Annotated in this window: 11 protein-coding genes; 10 read left to right on the top strand and 1 reads right to left on the bottom strand. The window is 37.3% G+C overall.

The genetic code is table 11. The features are described from left to right. The first annotated feature begins 45 nt into the window (after positions 1 to 45). The 10 genes from ACR8BN_RS06450 (at position 46) to ACR8BN_RS06405 (ending at position 13,920) form a co-directional block, all read left to right on the top strand. Positions 46 to 5,559, top strand: a complete 5,514-nt coding sequence (locus tag ACR8BN_RS06450) for a DUF3320 domain-containing protein (protein WP_434747429.1) — start codon at positions 46 to 48, stop codon at positions 5,557 to 5,559. Positions 5,560 to 5,764: 205 nt separating this feature from the next. Continuing rightward, positions 5,765 to 6,283: a hypothetical protein gene (locus ACR8BN_RS06445; RefSeq protein WP_434747428.1), complete on the top strand. Its 519-nt coding sequence runs from the start codon at positions 5,765 to 5,767 to the stop codon at positions 6,281 to 6,283. A 455-nt stretch (positions 6,284 to 6,738) separates the two neighbouring features. Then, complete coding sequence (locus ACR8BN_RS06440; RefSeq protein WP_434747427.1) at positions 6,739 to 8,115, top strand: GrpB family protein; 1,377 nt, start codon at positions 6,739 to 6,741, stop codon at positions 8,113 to 8,115. Between the two features lie 122 nt (positions 8,116 to 8,237). After that, positions 8,238 to 8,663: a hypothetical protein gene (locus ACR8BN_RS06435; protein WP_255473724.1), complete on the top strand. Its 426-nt coding sequence runs from the start codon at positions 8,238 to 8,240 to the stop codon at positions 8,661 to 8,663. Continuing rightward, positions 8,632 to 9,873: a relaxase/mobilization nuclease domain-containing protein gene (locus tag ACR8BN_RS06430; protein WP_255473725.1), complete on the top strand. Its 1,242-nt coding sequence runs from the start codon at positions 8,632 to 8,634 to the stop codon at positions 9,871 to 9,873. Before ACR8BN_RS06435 ends, ACR8BN_RS06430 begins: the two co-directional genes overlap by 32 nt. 192 nt (positions 9,874 to 10,065) lie before the next feature. Beyond that, positions 10,066 to 10,737 (top strand): DUF4755 domain-containing protein, encoded by a 672-nt coding sequence (locus ACR8BN_RS06425; protein WP_143991435.1) that lies wholly within the window; start codon positions 10,066 to 10,068, stop codon positions 10,735 to 10,737. Positions 10,738 to 10,765: 28 nt separating this feature from the next. Continuing rightward, positions 10,766 to 11,101 (top strand): hypothetical protein, encoded by a 336-nt coding sequence (locus tag ACR8BN_RS06420; protein WP_143991436.1) that lies wholly within the window; start codon positions 10,766 to 10,768, stop codon positions 11,099 to 11,101. A 252-nt stretch (positions 11,102 to 11,353) separates the two neighbouring features. Beyond that, positions 11,354 to 12,430: a ParA family protein gene (locus ACR8BN_RS06415; RefSeq protein WP_143991437.1), complete on the top strand. Its 1,077-nt coding sequence runs from the start codon at positions 11,354 to 11,356 to the stop codon at positions 12,428 to 12,430. 133 nt (positions 12,431 to 12,563) lie between these two features. Further along, positions 12,564 to 13,517, top strand: a complete 954-nt coding sequence (locus ACR8BN_RS06410; protein WP_434747426.1) for a DUF4238 domain-containing protein — start codon at positions 12,564 to 12,566, stop codon at positions 13,515 to 13,517. Positions 13,518 to 13,545: 28 nt separating this feature from the next. Then, positions 13,546 to 13,920 carry a DUF4160 domain-containing protein gene (locus ACR8BN_RS06405; protein WP_346450880.1) on the top strand — a complete coding sequence of 125 codons (375 nt, stop codon included), beginning with the start codon at positions 13,546 to 13,548 and terminating at the stop codon, positions 13,918 to 13,920. A gap of 221 nt (positions 13,921 to 14,141) precedes the next feature. Here the strand turns inward: ACR8BN_RS06405 and ACR8BN_RS06400 are convergent, their stop codons facing one another. Next, the gene (locus ACR8BN_RS06400; protein WP_346450878.1) at positions 14,142 to 14,882 is read right to left on the bottom strand and encodes a hypothetical protein; all 741 of its coding nucleotides are present in this window, start codon (positions 14,880 to 14,882) and stop codon (positions 14,142 to 14,144) included. Positions 14,883 to 14,925: the final 43 nt, after the last annotated feature.

Genomic DNA, 14,925 nt, shown 5'->3' with positions numbered 1-14,925 from the left:
GCACTGATATGCAAGGTAAAATCTTCAATTCAAAGGTTATGCGTAATGGACGAAATAGAAGGCTCACTTTACAAAAACTCCAATCTGTCACTCAGCCAGAAACTTGAAAAGTCGCGAGCAGAGTTACTCGATCTGACAGCTAGAAATCGTTTACTTAACATACCAAAATCAAAAACTACAAAATTTTTAGAAGTAGTTAATGAAAGGTCTGACATTCTCTTCAAGATGCTTTTTGAAGAAGGCAAGCCGTTCACTTTTCTTCATGGTCGAGAAGATAAAAAGACAGATGAAAGCAATGAGAACAGTGAGACAGACTCAGAGTCTGAAGATATTATTTTCTTAGATGACTCCGAAACCAACCACAATGATACAAAACTCCAGACCAAGCTCACGCCAAAAACATTACAAAAAAAGCTATTAGATTTATATTATGACTCAAAAACCCTTGAAGAAGAACAAGGCGTAAATATCCTGTTTCTGTCTCTAGGATCGCTTAAATGGATAGATCCTAATAATAAAGCAAACATACGCCATGCCCCTATTTTATTGTTACCAGTTGAATTAATGCGAGCAAAAGCAGGAGAACGCTTTAAAATTAAAGTCAGGGATGAGGACATCATTAGCAACCTGTCGCTGGAGACATTCCTCAGCCGTGTTCACCAAATAACCCTACCTCCCCTGAGTATCGATGAGGATTTTTCTTTAACGAATTATTTCGCAGATATAAAACAAGCTATATCATTGAAAGAAGGTTGGGAAGTATTAGAAAATGAAGTCAATCTAGGTCTGTTTTCCTATGCTAAATTTATGATGTATACAGATTTAGATCCTGATAACTGGCCTTCGGATTCAAAAATCACAGATCAGGAATCAATAAAATGTCTTTTAGAAACAGGCTTCTCTGGTGGAGAGTTAATCTCTGACGACATTGTAATTGACTCAGTCATTCCCCCCCGAGAAATGCTTCATATTTTGGACAGTGATAGCTCACAGACTCTTGCCATTCACGAAGTACGTAATGGTAAAAGCTTGGTTATTCAGGGTCCCCCAGGGACTGGTAAATCTCAAACAATCGCTAACATCATAGCTTCAGCAGTCGCAGACGGTAAAAAAGTATTGTTTGTAGCTGAAAAGATGGCGGCCCTTGAAGTAGTTAAGCGCAGACTTGATCAGGCGGGTGTTGGAGATGCTTGTTTAGAGCTACATAGCAATAAAACCAACAAAAGAGCATTCCTTGAAGAACTGAAGCGAGTCTGGGAACTTGGTTCACCTCGAGGAGAATTTCCAGATACATTAGTCAATAATCTCACAGAAAGCCGAGATATCCTCAACAATCACCCCGTAAGGATTCATAAAACGTACATGCCATCAGGCTTAACGCCATATAAGGTTATGGCGCAACTGGTACGTCTCAGACAATCAGGTTTTGACCCTAACGATTATAAGCTTAGCGGGTATGAATCATGGAGTAACGACGATTTCTCCAAAAGACATGCACTTATTGATGAATTAATTGAGAGGATAAGTGATATTGGCATTCCTGATTCACACCCATGGAATGGTATCGATAGAACTGAGATACTTCCTAGTGAAGTTGAAAGACTCACTGCCTCATTAACGAACCTGAAGTCTGAACTTTCAGATTCTATTGAAGAGTCTATCAATCTTTCTAAACTTACCAATGAAGCCTATCATATAGGCTCATTAAAAGAGTTACAGGAATTCATTCTAATAGCTGAATTAATTAACTCAGCGCCTAATTTATCACCTGAATCATTAAGTTCGCCATTATGGGCCACTTCTAAAGATGAGACAAAGACGTTAATTGAAACTGGATTCTCATTTAAAGAGCTCTACAGCAAGCTTGAAAAAGAATTACATGCAGATAAATTCAACACCGAGGTCGACAGCCTTTCAGAAGATTATCGTAAATTACCTGTAAATATTAATATTAATGCTTTTACTACTGCCTATAGACTGAAGACACTTACACCTAGAATCTTAAAAGAGTCTTCAAGATTGCAGCAGGAGTTGGGTTCTAAAATCGGATTCTCGAATTTAAGTGAGATTGAAAGTCTTATTGAGTTGGGTGAAAGTATTACTCAAGCTCCAAATGTGAGTCCAGAAGCATTCATTGCCACTGTCTGGGAAGGTGGTATTGAAAAAGCGGCAAGTCTGGTTGCAGATATTAAACAACTTAGTATTTATAAAGAAAAAGTCAATCTCATCTTTGTTGAAAAGGCGTGGGAAACAGATGTAGAAAGCACACGAAACAGCCTTGAAAACAACACTGGCGCTTTAAAATTCCTTAATAGCGAATGGCGAAAGTCGAAAAAGCTTGCCCTTTCATTGATAAATGATAAAGGTTTGACGATCCCTCAACAGGTTGAGTACCTCGATCTGTTGATAAAAGCACAGAAATTAAGAAAATCCATCATTGATTTGAATGAGTTCGGACAGTCTGCATTTGGTTCAGACTGGCGAGGTGAGAATAGCGATAGTGAATTGCTGAAATCACTTGTAGAATGGATGCGTACCTTACGTGGTATCAACTCTGAAGCCCGAATAATTGCAAGTCGCCTCTCCAACAAAGACGCCTTAGCATATCAAGTGAGTCAGCTTAAAAAACTCACCCATGAAGTTTTAGATGAAAGCCGTATTCTTTGGGATTCATTGGGAGCCACGCCAGAAGAGTATTTTGATAACTACTATTCCGTTAAAAGCCTTCCACTGGAATCACTCCTTGTAAAGTCTGATATGCTAAGCACTATGGACTCCGCGTATAAAGATGTTTTCGCCAACAATGAATCCTCTGTTTCTGATCGTATTGAATTGTTGAGCTTGTTATCAAGCGCCCAGCAAAAAATGAATATCATTCATACTTTCGATAATTTGGCTCAGTCAACCATGTATCCATTATGGTTGAAAGAAAACAGTGACTGGGATCTGTTACTTCAATCTCATTCCTGGATTGAATCAAATGACGACTTAAGAATCTTAGCGTCTAAAATAGATGACAGACAGGGTTTAGTTCATAAATCAAGAAGTTTGAGTGAGTCTATTCAAGCGCAGTTTGCCAAACTCACATCAGTGATTACTTCTCTTAAATCTTCCTATGGAGCAATTTTCAAAAATGAAAATGTTCATGAAATTCCATTTAATTTAGTCTATGACAAGATTACTCTTTGGATAGATAATTCTGAACAACTTTCAAAATGGGTTGCTTGGCAAAACCGTGTAGAGCTGGCGAAAACATTTGGTATTTATCCATTAATCTCCGATTTGAGTAGTGGAGTTCTTTCCTCCGAACGTTTACTAGGTACTTTTGACAGAACTTATTTCGACTCAATTCTGTCTTTAATGGTCGAAGATGAGCCAGAACTGGCTCGTTTTGATGGTGATTTGCATTCAAGAAGAGTAGCAAGCTTCGCTGAGATGGATCTGCGAAGAATTAAAGCTTCAAGTTTTGAAGTCGTAAGAGCTCACCACAGAGCAATTCCCTCTAAAATTGGCGTAGGCCCTGTGGGTGTACTGCGGGGTGAGATGGCACGCAAACGCGGTCATATGGCGATTCGACAACTCATGACAAAAGCTGGTGCAGCTATTCAGGCATTAAAGCCAGTTATGATGATGAGTCCTCTGTCAGTTGCCCAGTTTTTAGTGCCGGGTAAGCAGTCGTTTGATTTACTGGTAATGGATGAAGCCAGTCAGATCCAACCTGTAGATGCATTAGGAGCTATTGCACGTAGTAAGCAGATAGTTGTTGTCGGAGACGAACGTCAGTTACCTCCAACTTCTTTCTTCGCCAAAATGACAGGTTCCGCAGATGAGCAGGATGATGAAGACTCAGCACAAGTCGCAGACATTGAGAGCATACTGGGACTTTTTGTTGCCAGAGGGTTGCCTCAAAAAATGCTTCGCTGGCATTACAGAAGTCGTCACCAGTCATTGATTGCTGTTTCGAATAGTCAGTTTTATGAAAACAAGCTTTTTATAGTTCCCAGCCCCTATACACAAGAAGCAGGTATGGGCCTACGTTTCCATAAAGTTGAAGATGGCGTATTCGAATCTGGAAGCAATGCAAATGAAGCAAAACGCGTAGCAACAGCAATTCTCGAACATGCAAGAAGCCACCCTCATTTATCTTTAGGTGTTGCTACCTTTTCTGTTACCCAGAGAAAGCGTATTCAGGACGAGCTTGAAGTGCTTCGCAGGTTGAACCCTGAGTTCGAGGACTTTTTCTATGCACACCCAAGCGAACCGTTTTTTGTAAAAAACCTTGAAAACATTCAGGGTGACGAACGCGACGTCATTATCATTTCTGTTGGATATGCCAGAAATCCACAAAACTACATGGCAATGAGATTTGGTCCTCTTGGAGCAGAGGGTGGTGAAAGACGCCTGAACGTTCTTATCAGTCGAGCCAAAAGGCGTTGCGAAGTTTATGCCTCAATCACTGACGAAGATATCGATCTTGAAAGAGCTAAAGGCAGAGGTGTATTCGCTTTTAAACTTTTCCTGCAATATGCAAGAACAGGACGCTTGTCAGTTGCAGAACAAAGTGGCCGTGCAATGGACAGTGTGTTCGAAGAACAGGTTGCAAATGCTCTGCAAAAAGAAGGCTTCCAGGTCCACCCTCAAGTTGGTATAGCAGGCTTCTTTATTGATTTAGCTATTGCCGACCCTGATATGCCGGGCCGCTACCTTATCGGGATTGAATGCGATGGTATGACTTACCACTCTTCCCGCTCTTCAAGAGAAAGAGATCGCCTACGTCAGGCAGTGCTTGAGGACCATGGTTGGATCATTCACAGGATTTGGAGTACCGATTGGTTCCAACGCCCCGAAGAGCAACTACAGAAAACTCTCTCTGCTATTCAGGCGGCTAAGAAAGAGCTTGAAAATCGTTCTGAAACTTCTTTATCCCGGTCAAGAGCTGTACCTGTCGAGATAGTGACAGTAGAAAGAGAGACTGTCACAGAGATTGGTCTAGAGACAAATGAAGGCAGTTTCAATGAAACTGTGGCATATGTTGAGGCAGTTCCTGACGTTGACACAAGATTCCAGATTCATGAGACCCCAGTTGGCGTGCTCGCCAAGGTAGTTGAGCAAATTGTTCTTGTGGAAGCCCCAATTCATGTGAATGAAGTGATTACACGTGTCAGGTCAGCATGGGGTTTACAACGTGCAGGGGCTCGTATTGAAGCCATTGTTAAAGATGCAATAAAAATTACAACCTCAAATTCCTCATTTTGCCTGGAAGATGACTTTTTATACAACGATAGTCTTTCAATCACATTGAGAGATAGAACGAATGTTAAATCAGCAGGATTAAGAAAGTCGGAAAACATATCTAATAAGGAAATGGAGGCAGGAATCATTGAGATTATCAATAAAAGCTTCGGTGCTACCCAGGACGAGTTGGTCAATTCTGTATCAAGGGCCATGGGCTTCAAGGCTACAAGTGGTACTTTAAAAGGAATTATCACATCCGTTATTCAAAAAATGGAAAGTGATAATAAAATCGTTTTTAAAGAACCAATGTACTATATCATGTGATACTAATTTTGTGGCTTGCACTCTAAGGCCGCTAAATGCGCTGAAACTTGAGACACAAGAATATCATTCTCGTGTCTCACTTAATAAAGATCCCCAGTTAAGCTCGCTCGGATCTGTTAATTTTAAAGCATACATGCTGAACGGAAGCACTTACCCCCATTTGCATTTGAGCTGAGTATAGAGTTTTACATCCAAGGTGAAGAAGATGAAAAAAAAATCTAAGATTTATAACTTAAAGAAGATTCTTATTATAGTTGCTTTTTTTTGCTTTTTTCTTACGATAATCGCTGTTAAATTTAAATTAGGAACAAAATCAGCATTACTTTTTCTTCCAGTTTTCATTGCAATAACTTTTACTCGTTGTGTTTATCCCAAATACAAAAAAACTATTAAGTCCGCTGTCGATTTTATACTTTATTTTTCAGCTTCTCTTACTGCTGTGAGCTATATTGTAATAAAGGATGGTTACTTAAATGAGATTCAATCGAAAATAGAAATTGATCCTCTATTAATATTCATCATCACATATAGCATAGCTATAACTACCTTAGTGAAGTGTTGCATTTCTTACTGTGATGCCGTTGAATCACGGCATGAGGAGTTTACAAAACTTTTGCAAGAGTCAACTGAAAAAAAGATAGAAGCTGAACGAAAAAATAAAGATTCTGAGGTAAATAAATTATTTATCGTAGTTGCAACCTTATTTTTTCTGATTTTTAAATGAATTTTTACTTACGCCATCATTAATGGAGAATACAAGCCAAATAATCGCAGGTGATAACGTCACCCCTAATGCTAAAAATATTATTGAGGCTTTGTACATAATCGGGTTAGAACTATAGATAAATATATAACCTGAAAACAAACTCATCAATACATACACTTTTAAGATCATTAAATAAATATACTTCCTCATCCAACCTCCTTTTATTTCTTATTATCCACTCATAGCAACTTTGACACCACATGTCAATAGAAGACTTTTTATTCGAGCAAGGGCTAACTCTGCGAAGCTCCGCTTCATAGAGTTGCCTTGCTTTTCTTCCTTTTAGTCAGAAAAGAGATGCTCAGAACTTCTTTGATAAAATTTTGATGGCCATATCGCCTAAAAAAGATAGATAAAATTCATAAAAACCAATAGATTTGGATGAGTTTTTAAAAGAGGAAAATGGACTCTCTATGCACATATCTAATAAAAAGAAAATCACTCTAACTCCCTGGAGTTCTAAATGGAGGAACATCTTTAAGAATGAATCTGATAATCTTAGAACCAATATATCTTGTTCAAGTTATAATATTCACATCGAGCATGTTGGTTCAACGTCAATAGAACATATTATAGCCAAGCCTAACATAGATATTTTGCTGACCGTAGATAAATGGAGTCATATTGCCGACATACTTCAGCATCTTGACACGTTAGGTTATAAAATTATTGAGCAATGCGATAAAACTCCGAGATATTTTTTAACTAAATCGGTTCAGTGTGACAGCATTGAGGCAATTAATTTGCATATAACCATCCCTACTTCAAGGTGGGGGACTGATATGTCTCTTTTTCGTGACATTCTAAATGAAGATGAAAGTCTCAAAAAAAAATATAGCGAACTCAAATCAGAATTAATAAAGAAACATCATAATAATCTGGAGTCCTACACTTCCGGCAAGTCTGATTTCATATCAAGTATATTAAGAAAAGAATACTCTCTATATGATGCTACCAATCTTTTGTCACATCAAAGAGCAGAGCTAGACATGGCCGGGAAGTATCAGATTAAAATGATGCTAACACAATTTTTCTTAGCTATTTTATCTGCCTCCTCAGTTTACATTGATGATAATTTTTTTCTTCTTTTAGTTGCTTTTTTGGGTGTAATTACAACTATATTTTGGGTTAGGTTCGATCATTTACAACAACGCCATCGACAAGCTGGTGATCAAGCCCGGCGTGCTCTGTTAATAAAAAATGGCCTTAACGGAGCATTTTCAAATAAGCAAAATGTTTCTATCTATAAAAATTTCACAGCATCGATTGATGATAAAAATCTTTCTATTGATACATATTTTTCAACTAAAAAAACGCCAGGGTATCAACGCCTAACTGAAATGATAGAAGAGTCATCATATTGGACATGTGCGTTGCAAAAAACCAGCGCGAAAATAATGTTAGGGTTCTTAAGTTTATTATTATTGTTGTTTATTATCATTGGATGGGTTTCCTCAGCGACTCTTCAGTCCCCAACCATTTTTTCAATAGCGCGAACTTTAATTGCATTATTGATATTATTATTATCCTCTGATTATTTTGGTGTAATGCTTTCATACTTTAATGCAACTAAAACTATTACTGATATTTTTGAAAGAATCGAAGGTATTGATGGCCGAAATTATTTAGAGGCAGATGTTTTACTATTGATGTCGGATTATAATGCGGCTATAGAAAAAGCACCTAATGCCCTACCATATTTATATAAGATACATAACAAATCTCTCACTAAAGAATGGCGGAGATATATACATCATAAAAATAATAGAAAACCCTATAAGCAATTCTAATTCACATAAAGCTCGAGGTAACTTCAGCTTTATGTGAAATGCATAATGAGATTTCTTGTCTTGACAATAAAACAAAGTAATCTATAAGTATATCAATTGAAGTCATATAAAAAGGAGTTTATATGGAAAAAAAATCGGTGCCTAATATTGTCACAAACCCAACACATCTAAAAGCACAATCCCCGTTCCCCTCAGAATTCCTCCGCACCTATTGTGTTAGTGTTAGACTGAACAATATAGAATTACAACACCTTAATACCAAACGTGGTCCTAGAAGCAAAGGCGAATGGCTTCGTATGGCATTGCTAAACCGACTACCTCCTATTGTTCCACCCATTAATATCGAAGCATGGAAAGTAATATCTGAGATATCACAAAGGCTAACCCGTATCGCTGCCCATATCGATAGCAAAAGCGAAAACAGCAAGCTCACACTTACAGAACTGTTCGCAGTTAAGCGGGAGTTGAAAGAGCTTCGCCAGAAAATAATCGATGCAGACATATGGAGCAAACCCGATGAAGGGTATGCAGAAAATCAAACGAGGTAAGAGCTTCACAGGGGTTATCCTATACGCATTGAAACCCGGAACACATCATAAAACTGATCCGGTTGTTATCGGCGGGAACATGTTGGGCGCTTCAGCTCCTGAGTTGATCGTTGAGTTCAGCGCTTCTACTTCACTTCGCCCTGACGTTGTCAAACCGGTGTGGCATAACTCGCTTCGCCTGTCACAGGGTGAGTCCCTCACAGCGAAGCAATGGGCTGCGTTTGCCGACGACTATATGAATCGCATGGGGTTCAGTGACACGCACCTACGCTGCTATGTCATGCATGACGATGAGGCCGGCCAGCACATTCATATCATTGCCAGTAGAGTAGACCTTATCGGAGGAAAGCTTTATCTGGGAAGGAATGAAAACCTGATCAGCACGAGAGTAATTCAGGAGCTTGAGCTAGCGCATGACCTGACAAGAACTAAAGGCCCCTCTCCTTCGCATAGCCCTTGCCCTGCCAGAAAGCGCAAGAAGCTATCACGTGGCGAGCAACAGAAGGAGAAGCGTGAAGGTCAGCCAACGGCCAAGACGTTCTTACAAAACACTATCGACGAGATCCTTACGAGTGCCAATGATATCTCGGGCTTCGTTGAAGCTATTGAGGAGAACGGCATTACGCCCATTCCCAACATATCCTCTACAGGACGCATGAATGGTTTCTCATTCGAATATGGAGGAATTGCTTTCAAAGCTTCCCAACTGGGGAAGACATACTCATGGGCTAACCTGCAAGAGAAGCTTCGCTACGAGCCTGAACGTGACAATCCTCTGCTCTTTGCTTTGAAAGCTTCAGCTATGGGAGGTAATGAGACGAGTGATTCAGATATAGAAGCTACTAAGGTAGCTATTACACCGTCATTACCAGCTGCTTTAGAATCCGAAGGTACACCTCCTCCTATGTATGAACATAGAGCCAGAGCGTCAGAGATACCCAAAGCGCAAACTCCCCTCAGCATTACACGTATGGCATGCGAGCAAACCAGCAGTGCTGACTACTACATGACAAGGGTATTGAAGTGGCTACTGAGCATTCCTTACCTGGCCGTTTTCACAGACATGCTGAAGAAGACAGGCAAAACACTTCTCCACAGAAAATCCTCATTTTCGACAATTCATGCAGTCCTCTCAGCTGAACCTGCGTTATCTGAACTACCAGGTAACAGCGAAATACTGGCTGAGCGCATAACAATGCCCTTTCGTTAACCTCCTGCCTCAACGCAATTTTCCAGCCTAAGTTCTTATTTGCACAAACAATTGATCGTTTTTACAGATCGATAAACTATATATGATAGTCATTACCTATCAAATAAGGATCATCGATCGGTACAAGTGATTTGCTTAAGTTTTGAACTCGTTCAAAAATGCGTCGTAAAAGCAGTTACCAATCAGCTAGTTATGAGCGACTTAAAAATAAAGGTGCATAAAATGGACACAGCGGCTTTGAGCGGTCAGAAAGTGCGTAAACCATCGTTCTTTCGTTCGATTAGATTCTGGATTGTTGTGGTAGTGATTTTCTGGATCCTGACTAATTCAAATCCCAAGGACACTGCAGGATTTTTGTTCATGTGGACATTACCTGCCTTCTTCTTACTCCTCACGGCATATGTGTCATACACGCATAAAAGGGCTAACGCCTCGACTATCGACCTGCTGAACGTCAATGACAACGGTCTGTGGAGCCATGAGTTCCAGGACAGCAAAATGACCATTGATACGAATCGCGAGTTGCTGACTCTGGAAGCTGGTAAGCGCAAGAAAGCTTACAAGTTCAGTGACGTCAAAGGCTGGCGATATCACTTAGCCGTTGGAGGTGAAATCGTAGCTCTTGATTTAGTCGGTATGGCGGGGGCTAAAGGTCACAACAACCTTACACGGCTTAAAAACTTCGAGAACTCAGGGTTCTTTATCCAGGTGAAAGATATTGAATGCCCGGAGTGGCAGATCAAATTTCACCCCCGTAAAGGCCGGTTCCACCATGAACGCGGGATCCGTGATACGGAAATGCAGTTGAAGCAGTGGTGTGAAATTTTTGATCAGACACTCAACAAAACCACAGCAGCACAATAGTTATCAATATCAAATAAGGGATTAATAAATGAATAAAATTTCAACAGTTGCTGTCCTGTCTTTGGCAGTTTTGCTTACCGGCTGTGACAGCGAGCCCTCGTCTTCTGAGATTAAAAAAGCTATGCAGGACAACATTGAACATACAAACCAGCAAGCCAGACAGCGGTTCGGTGAGAACAGCAAAGACATGCTCACGACTCTGAACAAAGCTGAGAAGGTTTCCTGTAAGAAGACAGAGGCAAAAGGGACATACCTTTGCAAAGTGGATACTGATATAACGCTACCCTTTATGGGCGAAAAGCATACTACAGTAGAAATGAAATTTATAAAAAATGAGGGACAATGGAATGTATCTTACAAGTAAAAAGGCGGAATGATGCCAATGCTTAAATCTTAAATTTAACTTAAGGACTTACTTTCAACTGTTTTTTTTAAATTTTCTTTGCTTATGACTAACCAAAAACTGTGTAATAAGTTCAACTCAATGAATTTCAATGATAAATATTTTACCAGACTTTCATTTAAATTCTTTTCAGTTATTGAGATATTAAAAATGATAAGGTACTCTAATGTTTAACATAAAATCATATGAATTAAACACAGGAATAAGCATAATATGTCGGTTAAAATATACGCAATGTATAATAATAAAGGTGGAGTAGGCAAGACTACACTTGGTTTTAATATTGCTACTCAGTTCGCTGACGAAAATCCTAGCACTCAGGTGCTTGTAATTGACTTATGCCCTCAAGCTAATATTTCTCAATATTTACTCGGTGGTGGCGACAATGGATATAATACAAACCAAGAGTTACAGTCATCAAGAACAAGAAGAAACGTAGTGGGATTCCTCGATTGGGTTTTAGACGGAAACTCTGACTTTACAAGTATTAGAAGATCTTTCAAAGTCCCGGTGCATCGTTATAACACTGAAATCAGCGAAAATCTTTACTTGATAGCAGGGGATTCTTTTCTAGAATCCTTAACTTTGGCATTGAATTATGCTGTTATAAATCCTGCAAATAGATTTGCATGGCGTGAATATATGACAGCAATACGCAGATTATGCCAGCTTGAACATGATACTGATGAATATGAAGACTTGGTTGTTTTTATTGACTGTAACCCAAGCTTTTCAATATATACGCAAATGGCATTGCTTTCATCTGATAAGCTTATAGTGCCAATGATGGCAGACTATAGTTCCCTTGAAGGTATGAAAGGAATTATGATGCTTTTATATGGTCACTACCCATCTGCAGCAGCGCAAAATTATGCACAAAAATTTGTTACTTTTCATAGTCAAGTTACTAACTACGATTTAACTTTACCGAAACTTGATAGGTTTATTTTTAATAATTACACTTCTAATTTAGGAGTAGCAAGAGCATATGACTCAATAAAAGAATCGCTTTGTGCTTTCGCATATCAACAATATTCAAATTTCCCTGATTTATTTAGCCCTCGAGCCACTCAAATAAACACTATGAAAATTTGGGCAGAAGAGTATCTTTCTGAAGTAAAAGATTTCCATACTTCTGGTAAAGTATCTGCCAGTCTAGGGATTCCACTGTTTAAACTTCCAGCTCAGACCCATTATCAAATGCCAAATGGCGAAATAATTAATGTTGTTAAAGAAAGATATAAAGAGGCACGTGATCATGTAGATGATCTTGTAAGTAAATTTTATTAAACCAGCTAAATAAATCTTAGTTAATTTATAACAGTCTGATTGATGATTTAAGAATACAGCCCTTTATTTAAGTGGATGTAAAGGGCTACACCCCACCTAAGATATTAATGATTTAAAATTTAAGACTTATAATATGAATAACGAAAAAGATAAAAATAACCATTATATCCCTCAAGGAATACTAAAAAATTTCTCTAATAACAAAAAGATATTTTGGTACTCTAAACTGGAAGAAAGAAAACAGAAACAGATAATTAAAAAAGTAGCCGTAAAAAGCTTTCTTTACCAGTACCCAGAATCTAAAATATCTTTAGAAAGAATTTTTTTTGACAAAATTGATTCCGACGCCCCTGTAGTTATACAAAAAATCATTAAGGACAGGTCTTTAGAAAACTTAAATGATAATGAAAAAAGCAAACTATTAAAATACATAGCCTCTCAGTTAATCAGGACTCCAAGCACAAAAAACAATATATTAAACTTCGAAGAAACCATTAAAGACCAGATACATCCAGAAATAACAATCGTTAAAAAAGATCCTGTATCTGATTACTTAAACAGTATTATTGTCAATACAGATTTGCTCATTAATATACTTATAGAAAAAAACGCACATTTGTTATTCGCAAATGAAGGTGAAAATTTTATAATTGGAGATGCACCTGTACTGACTTTCAATAAAACGGATAAAAAAACTGTAGAGATAATATATGAAGTATTCCCTCCCGTTATTAATTACGATATGTATTTCTTCCCCTTATCCGAAAAAATATTATTAATTTTTTATAGTAAAAACACTGAACTACGTAATGACATAAGTTTTTTTAGAAAACTTCATAACGACTTTCAGTTTATTAATTCATTTAGATTTGTTTTTTCTAAAAATGAAAAAGACTTAGACAAAGAAATTGAGAAGTATTTTGAAAATTGTTTTATGATGATTGAAACATATTCACCTGAACTTATTAAAAATGGAACAGTTAGAAAAGGAGATCGTTTATCTATACTCCAACCAGTGATTAAACTTGCAGATAACGTAAAATTGCAGATAAAAGAATGCTATTTAGATTCGCTGAAGTCTAAATAAAATATTCATAAGAAAAATGAGATCTATCATGAATCTAAAAAACGAATTTAACGATCTTCAAAGATCCTTTGCTGAAAAGGACCTCCTTACAGAATCAAGGCCCCGTTCCAGTAATAGTATGGAACTACTTTTGATTAAAAGAAAAGATATGAAGATAAAAATTTATCAAGAGAAAGGTCATATACTGCCACATATTCATATTGATTACGGTAATAAAAAACATGCTGCTAGCTATGCGATCGAGTCAGGCGAAAGACTTGAGGGTTCATTACCAAATAAATATGATAAGGATGTTTCTGCATGGTTAAACATTAATAGAGAAAAAGTTTTAGAAATATGGAGTAAATTACAATCTGGGAGTGGTTTCTCAGAATTAACCGCAAGTTTGTCAGGTGATATATAAAAATTTCAAAGCAAGCATCACTTCTGGTTTTCGATTTATTTAAAATCAGCATTTTTGATAAATTAACAAGTTGTGATGCTTTTTCTTCTTAACATCCTTCTTTTTGTAATAATATAAAATCTATTACAGTATCACTTGAATATTACAACATACTTAGCTTACCCCCCATAAAACCCTTCATAATTATAGACAATAATTCAGTTAAATTAAAAAAGCATGATTTAGCTTTTGATTTCTTTTTTCTCTTTACCAATTTCTATTTTACTCTTATCAAAGCTAAGGCTGCTACCTTGAATATTTTTCAAAATTATTTCATAAGGATGTTTTGCTGACTTTTCCCTTTCTGCTCTAGAAGTAGTAATCATTTTAATCATGGCGATATCAAATTCATTTAGTGGCTCTTCTTTTTTATATTTAACTATAAAATCAAAAACATTATCCTTCTTACTTTGATCTTCCATAATGGATATAATCACTGCAGATCTTGAATAACATGACTTTATAATAAATAATACAAAAAGACTGAAACCGAAATATATACAACCGATTGTGACTCTTACACCAACCTCAAGTTTATCCAGCCATATAAAACCTGCTATGACAGACATAGTAAAAACGACAAAAAGATTTATAAAGATAACTCTTATTCTTTTAGAGCTCGCATACTCATCCCATAAATAATCATTTACTATTTTATTTCCGTCTTTTTCATCTGTTCTTCCTGATTTTTTAAAATCAGGCAAAATAAGAAGCATTGATATTGCTGATTTTATTATTTTTGCAGCAGTGCTTTTTACATGCATACCGCTAAAAAAAGACTTAGCTATCTCTGTTTGCTCTTCTTTAGATAGTTTAAGTGTGAATTTTAATATCAATATTAAAGTGAAAATAAATAATATAAAAATCAATATGATAATAAAGTACGTCCAAATATTCTCATTAACTGATGCCATTAAATCCATTGCTTTCGCCATTTCTGTAAAATTAGGGGTAAGCTATTATGCA

The sequence above is a fragment of the Pantoea sp. Lu_F5_004 genome (assembly GCF_051136245.1).
In the GTDB taxonomy this organism is placed as follows: domain Bacteria; phylum Pseudomonadota; class Gammaproteobacteria; order Enterobacterales; family Enterobacteriaceae; genus Pantoea; species Pantoea agglomerans.
Note: the sequence above shows the minus strand (reverse complement) of the source record. Positions and strands in the feature narration are given on the sequence as shown.

Excerpts from the sequence above, each read along its gene's own strand:
- ACR8BN_RS06415 (WP_143991437.1), top strand. The coding sequence starts at position 11,354 with ATGTCGGTTAAAATATACGCAATGTATAATAATAAAGGTGGAGTAGGC.
- ACR8BN_RS06400 (WP_346450878.1), bottom strand. The coding sequence starts at position 14,882 with ATGGATTTAATGGCATCAGTTAATGAGAATATTTGGACGTACTTTATT.
- ACR8BN_RS06430 (WP_255473725.1), top strand. The coding sequence starts at position 8,632 with ATGAAGGGTATGCAGAAAATCAAACGAGGTAAGAGCTTCACAGGGGTT.
- ACR8BN_RS06440 (WP_434747427.1), top strand. The coding sequence starts at position 6,739 with ATGCACATATCTAATAAAAAGAAAATCACTCTAACTCCCTGGAGTTCT.
- ACR8BN_RS06425 (WP_143991435.1), top strand. The coding sequence starts at position 10,066 with ATGAGCGACTTAAAAATAAAGGTGCATAAAATGGACACAGCGGCTTTG.
- ACR8BN_RS06435 (WP_255473724.1), top strand. The coding sequence starts at position 8,238 with ATGGAAAAAAAATCGGTGCCTAATATTGTCACAAACCCAACACATCTA.
- ACR8BN_RS06410 (WP_434747426.1), top strand. The coding sequence starts at position 12,564 with ATGAATAACGAAAAAGATAAAAATAACCATTATATCCCTCAAGGAATA.
- ACR8BN_RS06450 (WP_434747429.1), top strand. The coding sequence starts at position 46 with ATGGACGAAATAGAAGGCTCACTTTACAAAAACTCCAATCTGTCACTC.
- ACR8BN_RS06420 (WP_143991436.1), top strand. The coding sequence starts at position 10,766 with ATGAATAAAATTTCAACAGTTGCTGTCCTGTCTTTGGCAGTTTTGCTT.
- ACR8BN_RS06445 (WP_434747428.1), top strand. The coding sequence starts at position 5,765 with ATGAAAAAAAAATCTAAGATTTATAACTTAAAGAAGATTCTTATTATA.
- ACR8BN_RS06405 (WP_346450880.1), top strand. The coding sequence starts at position 13,546 with ATGAATCTAAAAAACGAATTTAACGATCTTCAAAGATCCTTTGCTGAA.